Here is a 14,882-nt window from a genome sequence, read left to right as displayed (position 1 = left end):
GCCTGGTCCACCGTATCCGTATCCGTGTACCCGCCGGTCGGCCCGATCCGAATCGGCCTGACCACGGGCGGGGTTTATCGGCGCGTTCGTCGTAGCGGTCCTATGCTCGATCGCGTTCTCGTCCCGATGGACGGCTCCGAGATGTCCAAGCGCGCGCTCGAATACGCGCTCGAGAACCACCCCGACGCCGACGTGACCGTCCTGTCGGTCGTCGCCGAACCGTCCGTGATGATGGGCGACGCGATGAGCATCGCCTTCGAGGACGACATCGAGGAGGCTGCAGAAGAGCGCGCCGAAGCGGTCTTCGATCGCGCCCGCGAGTTGGCCGCCGACTACGACACTGAGATCGGCACTGCCGTCGCCATCGGGCGGCCGGCGCGAGCGATCGTCTCCCGCGCCGAGGACTACGACGCAGTCGTGATGGGCAGCCACGGCGGCAATATGGTCGACCGCCTGTTCGTCGGCGACGTCGCCGAGACCGTGTTCAAGCGCTCGCCCGTCCCGGTGACCATCGTCCGCTAATCGCCTGGCGTGCGAGGAGACGCGATTCGGGCCGAGACGGGGACGCTTAACTAACGCGGACGCACAGCGGTCTGTATGGCCGACGATCGGTCGCTTCGAGCGCGACTTCCTGGGCGCCGCGTCTCTGTAACGCGGACAGCCGTCGCGCTCGCGCTCCTGGTCGCCTTGCTCTCGGTCGCGACGGCGATCGTCAACATCGGGACGAACGACGTCGGCGGGCCCCTCGCCGAGTACGTCCCCGAGGCCGTCCAGAGCGCGGCCGCGTTCACCGGCGCGCTCACCGGGTTCATGATGGTCGGCAGCGCGCTCGCGCTCCGGCGCGGACTTCGTGCGGGCTGGTGGGCGACGCTCTTCCTCCTCCCGCTGACCGCCGCACAGGGACTGCTCCAGTCGAGCCCCTACTCGTACCCACTGGTCGCCCTCTCGCTGATCGCAGTTCCCGTCCTCCTGCTCACCCGCAAGCGGTTCGACGAGCCGGTTTCGCTCACCACGACCCAGCTCGCCGCCGGCGCGGCCCTACTCGGCGTCCAGCTGTACGGGACCGTCGGCGGCTACGCGCTCCGGGATCACTTCGAGGGCATCGACACCATCCTCGACGCCTTCTACTTCACGCTGATCACCTCGAGCACGGTCGGCTACGGCGACGTCACGCCGGCCCCGGGCTCGACCGAGGGCATGCTGTTTACCATGTCCGTCCTCGTGCTCGGGGTGGCCAGCTTCGGTATCGCCATCGGGGCGCTGGTCGGCCCCGCGATCCAGGCCAGAATCTCCAAGACGCTCGGAAAGATGACCGACTCACAGCTCCAACTGCTCGACGAGCACCTCCTCGTGCTCGGCTACGGCGAACTGACGGAACCGATCGTCGACGAACTCGCGGACAGCGGCCGGGAGTTCGCCGTCGTGACCAGCGACCGCGAGGCGGCGTCGGCGCTCAGCGAACGCGGCATCGCTGTCATCACCGCGGACCCGAGCGACGAGGAGCCGTTACACCGCGCGAAGATCGACCGCGCGGCGGCGATCCTCGTCGCCACCAACGACGACGCTCAGGACGCGCTGACGATCCTCACCGCGCGCCAACTCGCGCCCGACACGCGGATCGCCGCCGCCGCGACCGAACGCGAGAACACGAAGAAACTCGATCGCGCCGGCGCGGACGCGGTCATCAGCCCCGCCCTGCTCGGCGGCCACCTGCTCGTGCGCTCGGCGCTGGGCAGCGACGAGACCGAACTGATCGATCGGATCCTCGAGAGCGAGTGAGCGGTCACTGACCGGCCGTTCGATCCCGAGGCTACCGACGCCGCCCGCGGTGGACGATCGCCACGTCGCACTCGAGGTCCCGGAGTTTCCGGAACGTCGGCGGCGAGACGAACCGCGAGGCGGTCGTCCGGTCCGTGCTCGACCCCACGAAACACACGTCGTACCGGGGCGCGACCCTGGTGAGGTACGTCTCGACCGCCGCGTTGACGACGTGGGTCTCGAACCGGCCCGAGAACGCGTCGATCAGGTCCGCCAGCGTGCTCTCGGCGGTACGGCGACGCGACTCGCCGTCGATGCAGGTACAGACGCTGATCGGCCGGTGGGACCCGGTGACCCGAATCGCGAAGTCGAGCATCGCCCGCGCGGTATCGCCGGCGCCGCGGGCCGCGACCAGGCCGTGTCGCCAGCGCTCCCGGCCGTCGTTCGACCGGAAGGCGATCACGTCGATCTCGCTGTCGAACAGCCCCTTGATGAACGGCGAAAGGCCGCCGCGGTCGCTCTCGGCGTAAGGCGCGACGATGAGATCGCAGTTCTGTCGCTGCGCCGTCTGCAGGACGAGACTCGCAGAAAGTCCGCCGTCGGCAGCGACGACGAACTCGCAGGGCACGCCGTACGCCTCCTCTAACTCGGCCGCGAGCGATTCCAGCCGGCGAGCGGCGTCGCCGGCGACGCGCTCGGTCGTAGTAGCGGCCGACTCGGTCCGGCCGACGTTCCCGCCGGACTCGCCGACCGCCTCCGCTGCGGCGCCCTCGTCGACGACGTCGAAGAGGACCACCTTGCCGGCGTCGTGGGCGGCGGCGATCGACGCGCCGAAGCGAGCGACCGATTCGTCGACGGTGCCGTCGGCATCGCCGTCGATATCGTCGCTTCCCATCGGCACGAACACGTGATCGTCCCCGCTGGTCGTCCCGTAGAGATATCGGGCACGCTCCTCGTAGAAGTGGCGTCGCCAGGCGACGAACGCGACCGCGACGAACGAACTCGAGACGACGATGCCGAGGACGTAGGCCGCGTGTGCGTTCCCGGTCACGAGCACGAGCAGGGCGGTCGAGAACGCCGTCGGCTCCTCCAAGTCGAGCGCCCAGGTGCAGGTGCCGGTGAAGAAGACGCCGAGCGCGGCGCCGGAGGCGCTGACGCCGCCGCCGTCCAGCCCGATCGCGCTTGCGAGTGCGAGCGCGAGCCAGCCACAGCAGGCGCCGACGGTCATCCCGCCGACGAACTTCCAGGGCGTGGCGTACGTTCCCTCGGGATCGGCGAAGAGGGTGTACGCCCCGGAGGCCAGCGGCGGGAAGAGCAGAAACGAGATGGCCGCGGTCGCGTTGGCCAGCCAGGTCACCGCGGCGATCAGCAGGGGGACGAAGACGAGCACCGAGAGGTGCAACAGGTTCCCGGTGTGTTCGAGCCACCGGAAGAAGGCGTCGAGTTCGCGCCGCTCCAGCCGACGGAGCCGTCTCGCGAATGCGACGAGGCGAGCCCGCACTCGATCGCGCATAGCCTCCCGTTGGACGGGGAGCGACCAAAACAGTACCTATCGGACGTCGCCCGCGCTATTCCGGCGCGCCGTCGAGGATCTCGACGCCGCTGGAGGCGCCGATCCGTTCGGCGCCGGCGTCGAGCATGTCCACGGCCGTCTCGTAGCTGCCGATGCCGCCGCTGGCCTTGACCGGGAGGAACTCGCTCATGAGTTCGACGTCGTCGACGGTAGCGCCCCCGTCGGCGAACCCGGTCGAGGTCTTGACCATCGCGGCGTCGGCTTCTTCGGCGGCCTCGCAGGCTCGCCGCTTCTCGTCGTCGGTCAGGAGCGCGGTCTCGATGATCACCTTCACCGGGATCGGGACGGCCGCGACCAGTTCCGCGAGCTCCTTCCTGACGGCCTCGTCGTCGCCCGCCCGCAGGCGACCGACGTTGATCACGACGTCGAGCTCGTCCGCGCCGTCCTGCCAGGCCGCCACGCCTTCGCGGCGTTTCACCTCGGGGGCGTGTTGGCCGTGGGGGAAACCGATCACCGTCGCGAGGGTCACGTCGGGGGCGTAATCGGCAGCCAGTTCGATCGCGTACGGTGGGATACAGGCGTTCATGCCGTGTTCGGCGGCCGCGTCGAGGACCTCGCGGACGTCGGCGGGGGTCGTCTCCGGGCCGAGGACGGTGTGGTCGATCAGGGGGGCGAGTTCGCTGCGATCCATACCCGGCCCGACTCGCCCGACGGGCAAAAAGCCGCCCGATCACTTTTCACCGGCGGGGTGTAACTCGTCCGCATGGCCGACGACGATCCCGGCGTCGCCCCGACCGTCGAATCCACCGCCGAGGACATCGCCGCGATGCGGATCCGCGGCGCGGCGACGATCGCCGACGCGGCCGCGGCGGCGCTGGCGAGCCAGGCCGACCGGTCCGAGGCCGAGACCCCGGCGGCGTTCCGCCGCCAGCTGCGAGCCGCCGCGAAGTCGCTCTACGAGACCAGGCCGACCGCGGTCAGCCTCCCGAACGCTCTCCGGTACGTGCTCCGCGGAACGGACGGCGAGACCGTCGCCGACCTGCGGAAATCGACGATCGCCCGCGCCGAGGCGTTCCGGCGCGACCTCGACCAGGCCCAGGACAAACTCGGCGAGATCGGCGCGAACCGACTGCGCGACGGGGACATCGTGATGACTCACTGCCACTCGACGGACGCTCTCTCGTGTATCGAGGCCGCCCTCGACGCGGGCAAGGAGATCGAAGCGATCGTCAAGGAGACCAGGCCGCGCAAGCAGGGCCACATCACGGCTCGACAGTTGCGCGAGCGGGACGTCCCGGTGACGCTGATCGTCGACAACGCGGCCCGCCGGTACTTAGACCGGGCAGATCACGTGCTCGTCGGCGCCGACAGCATCGCGGCCGACGGCAGCGTCGTCAACAAGGTCGGGACCAGCGGCCTGGCGGTCAACGCCCGCGAGCGGGGCGTGCCGGTGATGGTCGCGGCCCAGACGATCAAGCTCCACCCTGACACGATGACCGGCCACACCGTCGAGATCGAGATGCGCGACGAGCGGGAGGTGCTCGCCGCCGAGGACGACCTCGACGATGCGGACGACGGCCTGGTCGTCGAGAACCCTGCCTTCGACGTCACCCCGCCGCGGTACGTCGACGCGATCGTCACCGAGCGCGGCCAGTTCCCGCCGGAGAGCATCGTGACACTCATGCGAGAGCTCTTTGGCGAGACGACGGACGAACCCTGGGAAGCGTGAGACGATCGATTTCCGCTATTCTGGGAATCCCGGTCTCCATCTCAGCGGTGTATCTCTCGCGCTCGTGAATCGTCGCTAATCGGAAAGTGTTAGTGACTGGTGTGACCCAGTAGCCCCTATATGGTCTTGCCCGAGGGATTTGTCGTTCCGCCGTGGTATCTGCTCGTTCCGGCCGTCGTGATTCTCGGGGGCGTCGTCGCGCTGCTGTGGGCGATCGACCCGCCGGTGACCGATCGGTCGGTCCTGGCCTTCGCGCCGTGGATGATGTTCGGGGCGGCGCTGCACGTCCTCTACAAGCTGGACGCGTTTCCGCCGGCCATCGAACCGCTGTTCAGCGCGCCGATGGTCTACGTCGTGACGGCGATCGTCGCTGGAATCGTCTGGATCGTCGCGGTCTTCCTCCACATCGGCGGGCTTCAGCCGACGATCGCCAGGTTCGTCGGCGTCGCCGGGACGGCGTTTTTCACCGTCTTCGCGATGGTCGCGATCCTCCAGAGTATCGACGCGGGGACGTTCGATCCGTTCTGGCCCGTCATCGCCGTCGTCGTCACCGGTATCGTCACCACCATCGCCTGGATCGCGCTGAGTCTCTGGTTTACCGACGTTGCGGCGACCACGGGCGCGACCGGCGTGCTCGTCGTCTTCGCCCACACCTTAGACGGCGTCACGACCGCGATCGGCTACGATGTGCTCGCGGTCGGCGAGGACGTCCCGCTGTCCCTCCTGATCCTCGAGGCCGGCGAGTCGCTGCCGACCGCCGAGTACGTCGGCGCCGGCTGGCTGTTCGTCCTCGTCAAGGTCGTCCTCGGGCTGGTCATCCTCGGGCTGTTCCGGGAGTACGTCGAAGAACAGCCCCGACAGGCCCGGACGCTTCTGGCGCTGGTCGCCGCGGTCGGGCTCGGTCCGGCCGTCCACAACGTGTTGCTGTTCATCGTGACCTGAGCGGCCGTCAGCCCCGCTTCCTGCAGCGATTGGCCGATCGCGATTGCGCGCGGATCCTCGGGCGTCGCAGGCAGTCACCTAGGTTTTTCCCGGCCGGTATCGTTTCTCCAGCATCGTGGAATGGATTCGGTCACCGTACTCACCGCCGGCCACGTCAACTGGGACGTGACCCTTCGCGTCGACAGACTCCCCGAACCCGACGGCGAAGCCTCGATCCGCTCGCAACGCCAGTCCGGCGGCGGCAGCGCCGCCAACGTCGCCGCCGCCCTCGCCGGACTCGACGTCGACGCCGGACTGATCGGTAGCGTCGGCGACGACGACAACGGCCTGCTCGCCAGGCGCGAACTCGAGGACGCCGGCGTCTCCATCGGGGGCGTCCGGGTCATCGACGGAGCCGACACGGCCGTCAAGTACCTGCTGGTCGACGAGAGCGGCGAGGTCGCGATCCTCGGTAACGACGGGGTCAACGAGGCCGTCACTCCGGCGGACCTCGAACCGGCTCGCATCCGCGCGGCCGACCACGTCCACCTCACGGGGCAGCGCCCGAACACGGCCGCGGCGATCGCCAGGCTCGCCAGCGAGGCCGACGTGCCGGTCAGTTTCGACCCGGGCCGTCGGCTCGCGGACCGAGACTACGGTGAGGCGCTCTCACTCGCCGATATTATCTTCCTGACCGACCGGGAGGCGACGGCCCTGTTCGAGGCCGAGTCGATCGACCCGGCGGCCGACGAGCAGATCGTCGTCGTCACCTGCGGGGCCGACGGGGCGGAGGCGTACACCCCGGACGGCGAGTTCGTCCACGAGGGGTTCGACGTCGAACCCGTCGACACGGCCGGGGCGGGCGACGCCTTCGCCGCGGGTTTTCTCGCAACCTGGATCGAGGATGCGGCGATCGACCGCGCGCTCGCGTACGGAAACGCCTGTGGTGCGCTGACCGCGGGCCGCGACGGAGCGCGGAGCGCGCCGACGGCGGCGGCGGTCGAGGACGTTCTCAGTCGGCGAACGTGACCGGTACCTACTTAGTATCCCTAGAACACCTAAAATCAGCTTCCATCGGGCGGTTCTCACCCGATGTTGTCTGACGGTAGTTATATGGGCGGCGCCGTTGCCCACTCGAGTGAATGGTCACGATCTCGTGACTGAGAGACATGACGGAAGGAAGGGTAAACCAGTCCAACGGATGCGGTCTCCGACGACCGGTCCAGTACGAACGAGGTGCGGATGAACCGCCGAGTATCGCCGCTGCGATGGCGCTGGCCCGGTATTACGGAGACGACGTAACCGGCGCCAGCACGCAGCTGTACGACTACATCGATCCGGACGCGCTCGACAGTCTCTTCGCCGAGACCAATCGCGGCACCGCGCGGGCGACCGGCCTGGTCGAGTTCGAACTCGACGACGCAGTGGTCACGATCCGACCCGAGCGCGTCGACGTGCGTCCGGCTGATCGATCCCCCAGCGGTGATCACTGACCGACAACCGACGACCGACTGCCGTTTGCGACACCCACACCACCACTATCACACCGAGCGGATGCGGGGACCCGGGGTGGCGTTGAGGATCGCCGATTCGAATCGGCCGCTCCTCGACCCTTCCTCGAACCTTTTTTCTCGCAGCCCGCGGAACGCGACGGTATGGCGACGCAGCCACACCTGCTGGTCGACGACGGAGAGCTGACAGACATCGCGCTCATCCCGGGCGATCCGGGACGGGTCGATCGCATCGCCGACCACTGCGACGAGGCGGAGACGGTCGCGAGCAACCGCGAGTACAAGATCGTCAACGCCACCTACGAGGGTCGGGAGCTGACGATTTGCTCGACGGGGATCGGCTGCCCCTCCGCCGCGATCGCCATCGAGGAGCTAGCAAACGTCGGCGTCGAGACGTTCGTCCGCGTCGGGACGACCGGCGCCCTCCAGTCGGAGATCGAGATCGGCGACATGATCGTCGCGACCGGCGCCGCGAAAAACGAGGGCACGAGCAAGCGCTACGAGGCCGCCGAGTACCCCGCGGTACCGGACTACGACGTGCTCTCGGCGCTGGTCGACTCCGCCGAAGCGAACGACGAGGACGTCCACGTCGGCCCCATCGTCTCCGACGACGCCTTCTACGCCGAAACCGACGAGCACGTCGACGACTGGGAGGCCGCCGGCCTGCTCGCGGTCGAGATGGAGGCCGCCGCCGTCTTCTCGCTTGCCCGCCGCAAGGGCCTGCGCGCCGGCGCGATCTGTACCGTCGACGGGAACCTGGTCGAGGGCACGCAGAAGGGGACGAACACCGAGGACGACGAACTGCCGGACAAGGCGAAGAACAACGTCGGCCGAGCGATCGACATCACGCTCGAGGCCGCGACCCAACTGTAGCGCTGTCGCTCAGTTCTCAGTTGCGTCCCCCTCGCGATGCGGTGACCGATGCCGGCCGAAAGCCGCCGATACCGCGGTGAATCAACGGAGCATATAGTATCGCTCCGAGTACGAGCGAAGTATATGGACCACTGACTCGACGAGATCGATCGTCGAATCATCCACGCGTTGATGGACGACGCCCGAAACACGTCGGCCCCGACGATCGCCGACGACGTGAACGTCTCCCCCGGCACGATCCGCAACCGCATCGCCCAACTCGAGGACCGGGACGTCATCACCGGCTATCACGCGGCTATCGACTTCGAACGGGCCGAGGCCCATCTCCCCAACCTCTTCATGTGCAACGCCCCGGTCTCCGAGCGCGAATCGATCGCACGCCAGGCGCGGATCATTCCGGGCGTCGTCAACGTCCGCGAGCTGATGACCGGCCGGCGGAACTTACACGTGCTCGCGGTCGGGAAGGACACCGAAGATCTGCGCCGGATCGCGCGCTCGCTGTCGGACCTCGGTGTCGAGATCGAGGACGAGGTTCTGGTCCAGACCGAAACGACCTGCGCGTACTCGCCCTACGGGCCCGACGATGGCCCGCGGGACGCCGTGCTCACGGACTTTATCAGCCTCTCGGGCGACGCCGAAGTCGCCGAAGTCACGGTCGATCGGGACGCCCGGGTCGCCGGGACGAGCATTCAGGACGCGGCCCGCAGTGACACCCTCTCCGACGACACGCTCGTCATCGCGATCGAGCGCGACGACTCCGTGGTGACGCCCCACGGCGACACGGAGATCCGGCCCGACGACATCGTCACGCTGTTCTCGCGGGGTGGGGTCTCCGAGGAGACGATCGCGAATTTCAGCGGGAGCGACAGCGCCGATTCCTGACGAGTCGGTCGTACCGGATTCGGACCGTTCACTGAGCCGTGAGCTGTTCGGCCAGCGTCGTCGTCTGCGTCGTCAGTGTCTCGGTCGTCGCGGCAGCGTCCTGCAGCGTCTCGTTGATCGTCGCGAACAGCCGGTCGAACGCGACGATACCGTCTCGTTCCCAGTCGGCCGTCTCGGACGCCGCGAGCCCGCAGACCGGACACGCCGTCCGGCGGCCACCGCTCTCGCCGTCGCTCTCGAGTCGCTCGAAACAGCCGTGACAGCGATCGAGCCCGCTCGCGACCGTCTCGCCGAGCGCGACGACCTTGCGGAGCGTCGACTGGAGCGTCGCCGCCGTCTCGGCGAAGGCCGCGAGCGCAGCTCGGACCTCGGGGTCGAACGCGTTCTCCTCGATCGCGTCGAGTCGCTCGAGGCGAGCGGTGACGATATCGAGCGCGAGCGACACGTCGCGGCGGGTGCGGCGGTACTCCGCGATTGACTCGGCCACCGCGTCGGCAGGCTCGGCGTCGAGGGTCGGTAGCGAGGTCGCGAGCGACGCGAACGAAGCCACGTCGGCGATGGTCGCGCTCTGGACCCGCGTGGTCTCGCGGACGATGCGAAATAGTTCGCCGTCCCTGATCGGGTCCGCCGCGGGCGGTGCGTCGAGCGTCGCGTAGCAGTCTCCGCAGACGGTCACGAGCGCGCTCTCGTGGGCCCGATCCTGCTCTCGGTCGCCGGCGTCGGAAACGCCGTCGACGGCGTACGTTCGGAGGGGCGTCGCGTCGTCGCCGGTGCCGCAGTGGCAACAGGCGTGTCCGTCGCGGTCGAACACCGCCGCTCGGTCGGCCTGGCGGTCGCGGGAAGTCACGGCCGAGCGAAGACAGCGCGGCGACAAAAACGCTCCGACTACGGCGGTCAGCGGTGACACGAACCACTAACTCGCCGTCCGTCGTAGCGCCGCTATGGCTGAGACACCCGACGACGCCGATCGACCGGACGAATCGAACGCGGACGACGGAGGCGAATCCACCGAGTTCGAACTCGAGCGTGCGTACGACCGCGCGGACCTCGCCGCCGTCTTCCGCGAGTTCGCGACCGCGTTCGAGAACGGCCGTCCCGTCCGCATGGACAGCGACGATCGGACCGCACACATTGCGGTTCCCGAGCGCGTCGTCGCCGAGTTCGAGGCCGAGCGCGACGCCGCGGCGGAGCCGCCCGTCGGCGAACTCGAACTGGAACTGGAGTGGGACGACCCCGACGGGACGAGCGTGCGGGTCTCCGATCGGGAACCGGACGAGTCGGGCACGGGCCAGGCCCGCGCCGAGGGCGAGGATGAGGGGGAGGACGAGCACCGGGACGTCGATCCCGCTGCGGCGGTGATGCCGCTCGAAAGGATGGCCGATCAGGGGGGCCGCGAGGGCGAGGCGGCGGCCGGCGCCGACGAGACGGCCGCTACGGACGCGGACAGCGGAGCCGAGGCCGAGGCCGAAACCGAAACTGAACCGGGAGAGCCGGCCGAGACCGGTCGGACCAGCCGCTTCGAGGTCTACGAGGACAGAGCGGGCCAGTGGCGCTGGCGCCTGGTCCACTGGAACGGGAACATCGTCGCCGACAGCGGCGAAGGGTACGCCTCGCGGTCGAACGCCGAGCGAGCGGCCCGGAGCGTGATGCGCAGCGCGCCGACAGCGACCATCGAACGGAAAGCGCGAGACGAGTGAGTCGGGCGCGGCCGTAATCGCGTCTCGGTATCAGTAGATAGTAGCGCGGTTTCTTTATTCAGAATTATTATCTGAAACTGAGTCGGGCGGTTTGATAAGTACGTGTGGTATTGACCGCTGACGGATTCATCGTATACGGGATGTAACCGTAGTATCGTGCCGAACACAAGGCGCGTATGCAGCACACACCGATGTCTGAGTATCTTAGCACGACAGTCTTATTAATGTTCACGAATGTGTCTGTTTCATTCGAATCTGTGCTATATATTACACCCAATGGAAAGATTGGTGCCCATTCGGAGCGAATGATAGACATGGAACAGCATATCCTCGTTCCGGTAGACTCCTCATCCAGTTCTGAGAGCGCCTTTGAATACGTTTTAGAAGAGATACCGGAGCCGACAATAACTCTCTTGCACGTCCTCAATCCGCTCACCGTGTTCAACCAGGTGCGCGCTGAGGGGTTTGACTACGAGAAATCTCGACAAATCGAGCAGGAGCGACGTGAAGTCATCGAACAGATCTTTGACGAGTACCGTAGCAAGGGTGCAGCACGTGACCGTGAAATCAAAACAGTGATTGAGGCGGGAGCGCCTGATGAGAAAATCCTCGAATATACCGAGAACATGGGAGTGGATCACATCGTCATGGGCAGTCGTGGCCGATCCGGTATGGAGGAAGCATTACTCGGTAGTGTGGCGAAAGCCGTCGTAAAAAGATCGTCCGTTCCCGTGACGATCGTTCCGTAGCACTGCAATGTCCTTCATCTATACTGAACGCGAGTTTCACTCCTCACGCTGAATAAAGAAACCGTCTTACCAACTACTGGTATCGTTACGAATGCGGTCACCGCGTGCCGACGAGACGAACCGATCGCGAGGCGGCGACGAGTTCGCGACGCGTCGACGCCGACTACGGGCGGACTTCGTCGCCCTCTAAATTGACGTCGAGCTCCGCGGACCGATCGACGCGTTCGTACTCGAGAGACGGCCTGGTGTCGGCGTCGTCCGGGACGGCGTTGTACTCGCGGAGGAAGTCGACGATGCCGCGTCGCCCGCCGAAGTCGCCGCGGAACTGCCGGAAGCGCCGCGGGATCGTCGCCGTGTCGCCCTCGGCGTCGTAGGTGACGTTCTCCTCTAAGAACCACTCGATGGCGATGTCGAGTTCCTCGTCGACGTCGCGGGGAGAGTAGACGGCGATCGGCGGACAGTGCTCGGCACCGTGGCTCAGCGCGAAGTGAATCCGGGGATCGCACTCCGGGAGGCGGAACTGCCGTTCGAACGAGGAGGGGAACAGGCGCGGCAGGTAGCCGAATCCCCAGGAATGCTTCGAACTACGGAGCAGTCCGTGTTCGATGTCGTTGAGACTCAGCCAGGCCCCGCTGACCGGGATCCGATCGCGCGCGAAGAACTTCCAGCGGTTGACCAGCCCGCCGTCGAACAGATCGTCGTCTTCCTCCTCCAACAGGAGCTGGGCGTACGCGTTGTAACAGTTGAGCCAGAAGGCGAGTTTCCCCTCGCGGCTGGACAGCGCCCGCTCCAGCTGCGATCGCTCGAGCGTCGCGAGGTGCTCCCGCAACGGCTCGGCGTCGCCCTCGGTCTTGACCGTATACAGGAGATCGGCCGAGAGCGAAAGAGGATCGAGCTGGGTCGACATCCAACTAGTCGTTCGCGAACCAGACCCTTGAAGCCGTGTGACGGGTGATTACGACAGTCCCGACTGGAGATAAGTTACGGCCGTAGTTTTATCTCGGGTACGGTGCAAATAACCGATGTGAATCTCAGTAAGGGATTTCTCCTCGTCCTCGTTGCCCTCTTCGTGTACCTCTCGCTGTTGCTCGTGCTCCCGTTCTTCCAGTACGTCCTCGGGGCCATCCTCCTCGCGTACGTCCTCTATCCGGCCCAGAAACGGCTTGAGAACCGCATCTCGCCGTCGATCTCCGCCTTCGGGCTCGTCGGGCTCGCGGTCGCCGGCTTCGTCGTCCCGCTGCTGGCCATCGGCGTGGCGGTCGCCAGCGACGCCAGGCGACTCCTCGAGCGGGTCAACACGGACGACCTCCAACTGATCGAACTCGAGCGGGCGATCGAGGAACAGACCGGACAGTCGGTCGACCTCCCGTCGGCGCTCGCCGACGCCGCACAGAGCGCCGGTACGGTGGTCCTCGAGCGCTCGACCGAGTGGTTCAGCACGATCACGCACACCCTGATCGGGCTGGGGCTCGCGATCTTCCTGCTGTACTACCTGCTCAAGGACGGCAGCGATCTGTTGGCCTGGCTGCGGGAACTGACGCCGCTGCCCGACGATGCGCAGGACGATTTCTATCGGAAGTTAGACGAGGTCATGTGGGCGGTCCTCGCCGGCCACGTACTGATCGCGATCATCCAGGGAACCATCGCCGGTCTCGGATTGTTAGCGACCGGAATTCCCAACGCCGCGTTCTGGACGTTCGTCATGATCATCCTCTCGCTGATCCCGCTCATCGGCTCGTTCCTCATCTGGGGGCCCGCCGTGGGGTATCTCTTCCTGACCGGCGAGCCGCTGCTGGCGGCGGCGCTGTTCGCCTACAGCGCGGTCGTCGTCGGCCTCTCGGACGACTACCTCCGGCCGATTCTGGTCGACCGGTACGCCGAACTCAACCCCGCGGTCATCATCCTCGGCGTCCTCGGCGGGGTCTACGCCTTCGGCGTCATGGGCCTGTTCTATGGCCCGGTCGTCCTCGGCGCGCTGATCGCGACGCTATCCGTGATGAACGACCACTACGACCGGCTCGAGGACACGCCCGGAATGCAGTGAGTACGGAAAGCGACGGCTGCGGGCTGTACGGCGGCGATTATGGAGGTCGAAAACGCGATGTCCTTACTGCGAGTTGCCGGTCCCCGCGAGCAACTCGTCGACGAGCCGCGTGAACCGATCGACGAACCGATCGGGGACCGTCGGCGTCACCGTCGTCAGGAGTTCGCCCGTCGCTTCGGGCGCAGCGAGTTCGAGTTGGACCCGGTTGCGATCGTCGTAGCGCTTCTCGACGATTCCGTGTTCGACCAGGCGATCCAGATGATACTCCAGCGTACTGCGTGCGATCCCGAGAGCGTCGGCGACGTCGCCTGGTGCGGCCGGTTCGTGCTCGATCAGGTAGACGACGATCTCGCGGGCGGTCTCCCGACGGAATAACGCCAGCGCGGCCCGCTCCCACGCGTCGTACTTCGGGGGGTAGTAGTGGGTCCGACCGTAGAACTCCTCGCGGACGAGCCGCTCGTCGTCGAGCAGTCGCCGGACGTGATACTGCACCTGACCCGGTGCGAAGTCGGACTCCCGAACGAGTTCGTTGAAGTGAACGCCGGCGTTCGCGCCGACGTGGGCGCGGATCTTCTGTCGTGTGTCGGTCATCGGTAGCGAGTGCCCGTCCCGTGGGTCGTCTCGTCGGTAGCGCCGGGGGACATATAACGGGTTCGGGGCGTTCCCAGGCGTCGAGAACCGAGGGTCGCGCCCCGGTCGGCGTTTTCACGCGCACACGAGCGTCCGGGGAAGTCGCCGAAGCGGGAGCGCGCGACGCACCGAAGCGAATAGGTATCCGTCTCGCCCATGTCCGGTATCGATCGCATGACGCTCACACCGTCGACGCCGGCGGCGCTCTTCGGCGACTGGCTGAACCCCCAGCTCGCCCCCGTCCTCATCGCCGTCATCGTCCTGGCCGTGCTCGGGACGACCGCCCTGTTCGTGGCCGGCCTGGTCGCCTACTCCCGGCGCCGGACCTTCCGGTATCTCCTGATCACGATCGTCCTCGGCGTTCTGGTCGTCCGGTCGGTGACCGGCCTGGGGACGGTCCTCGGCCTGATCCCGATGACGGTCCACCACCTCGTCGAACACGGGTTCGACTTCCTGATCGCGGTGCTGGTCCTCTACGCGGTCTATCGGAGCGGCCCGTCGAACGACGCCGCGTCAGCCGGGTTCGACGACTGAGACGGGTCGAGTTCGACGGCCCTACGACGGCAACGGCGATC

The 14,882-nt window shown here is 66.9% G+C and carries 17 protein-coding genes; 12 read left to right on the top strand and 5 right to left on the bottom strand.

All coding sequences use genetic code 11. The features are described from left to right. Nucleotides 1-102 precede the first annotated feature (102 nt). Both BMY29_RS14705 and BMY29_RS14700 read left to right on the top strand, forming a co-directional pair. Entirely contained in the window at nucleotides 103-522 is a 420-nt protein-coding gene (locus BMY29_RS14705) for a universal stress protein (protein WP_049989659.1), read from the top strand. Nucleotides 523-597: 75 nt separating this feature from the next. Beyond that, nucleotides 598-1,779, top strand: a complete 1,182-nt coding sequence (locus tag BMY29_RS14700) for an NAD-binding protein (protein WP_049989658.1) — start codon at nucleotides 598-600, stop codon at nucleotides 1,777-1,779. Nucleotides 1,780-1,810: 31 nt separating this feature from the next. Here BMY29_RS14700 and BMY29_RS14695 read toward each other — a convergent pair whose 3' ends face one another. Both BMY29_RS14695 and deoC read right to left on the bottom strand, forming a co-directional pair. Then, a complete protein-coding gene (locus BMY29_RS14695) occupies nucleotides 1,811-3,271 on the bottom strand; it encodes an HPP family protein (protein WP_049989657.1) in 1,461 nt (486 codons plus the stop codon). A gap of 55 nt (nucleotides 3,272-3,326) precedes the next feature. Continuing rightward, nucleotides 3,327-3,962 (bottom strand): deoxyribose-phosphate aldolase, encoded by a 636-nt coding sequence (deoC, locus tag BMY29_RS14690; protein ID WP_049989656.1) that lies wholly within the window; start codon nucleotides 3,960-3,962, stop codon nucleotides 3,327-3,329. Nucleotides 3,963-4,034: 72 nt separating this feature from the next. Here deoC and BMY29_RS14685 point away from each other — a divergent pair, with 72 nt between their 5' ends. The 6 genes from BMY29_RS14685 to BMY29_RS14660 all read left to right on the top strand — a co-directional run bounded on the left by BMY29_RS14685 (nucleotide 4,035) and on the right by BMY29_RS14660 (nucleotide 9,187). Further along, nucleotides 4,035-5,000, top strand: coding sequence for a ribose 1,5-bisphosphate isomerase (locus BMY29_RS14685; RefSeq protein ID WP_049989655.1), 966 nt, complete (start codon nucleotides 4,035-4,037; stop codon nucleotides 4,998-5,000). Between the two features lie 120 nt (nucleotides 5,001-5,120). After that, nucleotides 5,121-5,942 (top strand): DUF63 family protein, encoded by an 822-nt coding sequence (locus BMY29_RS14680; RefSeq protein ID WP_049989654.1) that lies wholly within the window; start codon nucleotides 5,121-5,123, stop codon nucleotides 5,940-5,942. Between the two features lie 120 nt (nucleotides 5,943-6,062). Then, nucleotides 6,063-6,950 carry an ATP-dependent ribose-1-phosphate kinase gene (locus BMY29_RS14675; protein WP_049989653.1) on the top strand — a complete coding sequence of 296 codons (888 nt, stop codon included), beginning with the start codon at nucleotides 6,063-6,065 and terminating at the stop codon, nucleotides 6,948-6,950. Between the two features lie 140 nt (nucleotides 6,951-7,090). Then, a complete protein-coding gene (locus BMY29_RS14670) occupies nucleotides 7,091-7,414 on the top strand; it encodes a HalOD1 output domain-containing protein (RefSeq protein WP_049989652.1) in 324 nt (107 codons plus the stop codon). A 162-nt stretch (nucleotides 7,415-7,576) separates the two neighbouring features. Continuing rightward, nucleotides 7,577-8,305, top strand: coding sequence for a guanosine phosphorylase (locus tag BMY29_RS14665; protein WP_049989651.1), 729 nt, complete (start codon nucleotides 7,577-7,579; stop codon nucleotides 8,303-8,305). A gap of 144 nt (nucleotides 8,306-8,449) precedes the next feature. Continuing rightward, complete coding sequence (locus BMY29_RS14660; RefSeq protein ID WP_275041246.1) at nucleotides 8,450-9,187, top strand: Lrp/AsnC family transcriptional regulator; 738 nt, start codon at nucleotides 8,450-8,452, stop codon at nucleotides 9,185-9,187. A 28-nt stretch (nucleotides 9,188-9,215) separates the two neighbouring features. On the opposite strand, the gene BMY29_RS14655 is transcribed toward BMY29_RS14660, so the two are convergent. Next, on the bottom strand, nucleotides 9,216-10,034 hold the full coding sequence (locus BMY29_RS14655; protein ID WP_049989650.1) for a hypothetical protein: 819 nt from the start codon (nucleotides 10,032-10,034) through the stop codon (nucleotides 9,216-9,218). 94 nt (nucleotides 10,035-10,128) lie between these two features. Here BMY29_RS14655 and BMY29_RS14650 point away from each other — a divergent pair, with 94 nt between their 5' ends. After that, nucleotides 10,129-10,884 carry an amphi-Trp domain-containing protein gene (locus tag BMY29_RS14650; RefSeq protein WP_049989649.1) on the top strand — a complete coding sequence of 252 codons (756 nt, stop codon included), beginning with the start codon at nucleotides 10,129-10,131 and terminating at the stop codon, nucleotides 10,882-10,884. Between the two features lie 314 nt (nucleotides 10,885-11,198). Further along, a complete protein-coding gene (locus BMY29_RS14645; protein ID WP_074854837.1) occupies nucleotides 11,199-11,633 on the top strand; it encodes a universal stress protein in 435 nt (144 codons plus the stop codon). A gap of 163 nt (nucleotides 11,634-11,796) precedes the next feature. Here BMY29_RS14645 and BMY29_RS14640 read toward each other — a convergent pair whose 3' ends face one another. Then, a complete protein-coding gene (locus tag BMY29_RS14640; RefSeq protein ID WP_049989647.1) occupies nucleotides 11,797-12,540 on the bottom strand; it encodes a DUF547 domain-containing protein in 744 nt (247 codons plus the stop codon). Nucleotides 12,541-12,657: 117 nt separating this feature from the next. Here BMY29_RS14640 and BMY29_RS14635 point away from each other — a divergent pair, with 117 nt between their 5' ends. After that, a complete protein-coding gene (locus BMY29_RS14635) occupies nucleotides 12,658-13,677 on the top strand; it encodes an AI-2E family transporter (RefSeq protein WP_049989646.1) in 1,020 nt (339 codons plus the stop codon). Between the two features lie 63 nt (nucleotides 13,678-13,740). Here the strand turns inward: BMY29_RS14635 and BMY29_RS14630 are convergent, their stop codons facing one another. After that, nucleotides 13,741-14,268 carry a winged helix-turn-helix transcriptional regulator gene (locus BMY29_RS14630; protein ID WP_049989645.1) on the bottom strand — a complete coding sequence of 176 codons (528 nt, stop codon included), beginning with the start codon at nucleotides 14,266-14,268 and terminating at the stop codon, nucleotides 13,741-13,743. Nucleotides 14,269-14,481: 213 nt separating this feature from the next. On the opposite strand from BMY29_RS14630, the gene BMY29_RS14620 reads away from it, so the two are divergent. Further along, complete coding sequence (locus BMY29_RS14620) at nucleotides 14,482-14,841, top strand: DUF7471 family protein (RefSeq protein WP_049989764.1); 360 nt, start codon at nucleotides 14,482-14,484, stop codon at nucleotides 14,839-14,841. Nucleotides 14,842-14,882 lie beyond the last annotated feature (41 nt).

This window comes from Natrinema salifodinae, assembly GCF_900110455.1.
Taxonomy (GTDB): domain Archaea; phylum Halobacteriota; class Halobacteria; order Halobacteriales; family Natrialbaceae; genus Natrinema; species Natrinema salifodinae.
This window is presented reverse-complemented; position numbering and strand designations above follow the sequence as displayed.

Coding starts and splice junctions, on each gene's coding strand:
- BMY29_RS14705 (WP_049989659.1), top strand. CDS start 103: ATGCTCGATCGCGTTCTCGTCCCGATGGACGGCTCCGAGATGTCCAAG.
- BMY29_RS14700 (WP_049989658.1), top strand. CDS start 598: ATGGCCGACGATCGGTCGCTTCGAGCGCGACTTCCTGGGCGCCGCGTC.
- BMY29_RS14695 (WP_049989657.1), bottom strand. CDS start 3,271: ATGCGCGATCGAGTGCGGGCTCGCCTCGTCGCATTCGCGAGACGGCTC.
- deoC (WP_049989656.1), bottom strand. CDS start 3,962: ATGGATCGCAGCGAACTCGCCCCCCTGATCGACCACACCGTCCTCGGC.
- BMY29_RS14685 (WP_049989655.1), top strand. CDS start 4,035: ATGGCCGACGACGATCCCGGCGTCGCCCCGACCGTCGAATCCACCGCC.
- BMY29_RS14680 (WP_049989654.1), top strand. CDS start 5,121: ATGGTCTTGCCCGAGGGATTTGTCGTTCCGCCGTGGTATCTGCTCGTT.
- BMY29_RS14675 (WP_049989653.1), top strand. CDS start 6,063: ATGGATTCGGTCACCGTACTCACCGCCGGCCACGTCAACTGGGACGTG.
- BMY29_RS14670 (WP_049989652.1), top strand. CDS start 7,091: ATGACGGAAGGAAGGGTAAACCAGTCCAACGGATGCGGTCTCCGACGA.
- BMY29_RS14665 (WP_049989651.1), top strand. CDS start 7,577: ATGGCGACGCAGCCACACCTGCTGGTCGACGACGGAGAGCTGACAGAC.
- BMY29_RS14650 (WP_049989649.1), top strand. CDS start 10,129: ATGGCTGAGACACCCGACGACGCCGATCGACCGGACGAATCGAACGCG.
- BMY29_RS14645 (WP_074854837.1), top strand. CDS start 11,199: ATGGAACAGCATATCCTCGTTCCGGTAGACTCCTCATCCAGTTCTGAG.
- BMY29_RS14640 (WP_049989647.1), bottom strand. CDS start 12,540: ATGTCGACCCAGCTCGATCCTCTTTCGCTCTCGGCCGATCTCCTGTAT.
- BMY29_RS14630 (WP_049989645.1), bottom strand. CDS start 14,268: ATGACCGACACACGACAGAAGATCCGCGCCCACGTCGGCGCGAACGCC.
- BMY29_RS14620 (WP_049989764.1), top strand. CDS start 14,482: ATGACGCTCACACCGTCGACGCCGGCGGCGCTCTTCGGCGACTGGCTG.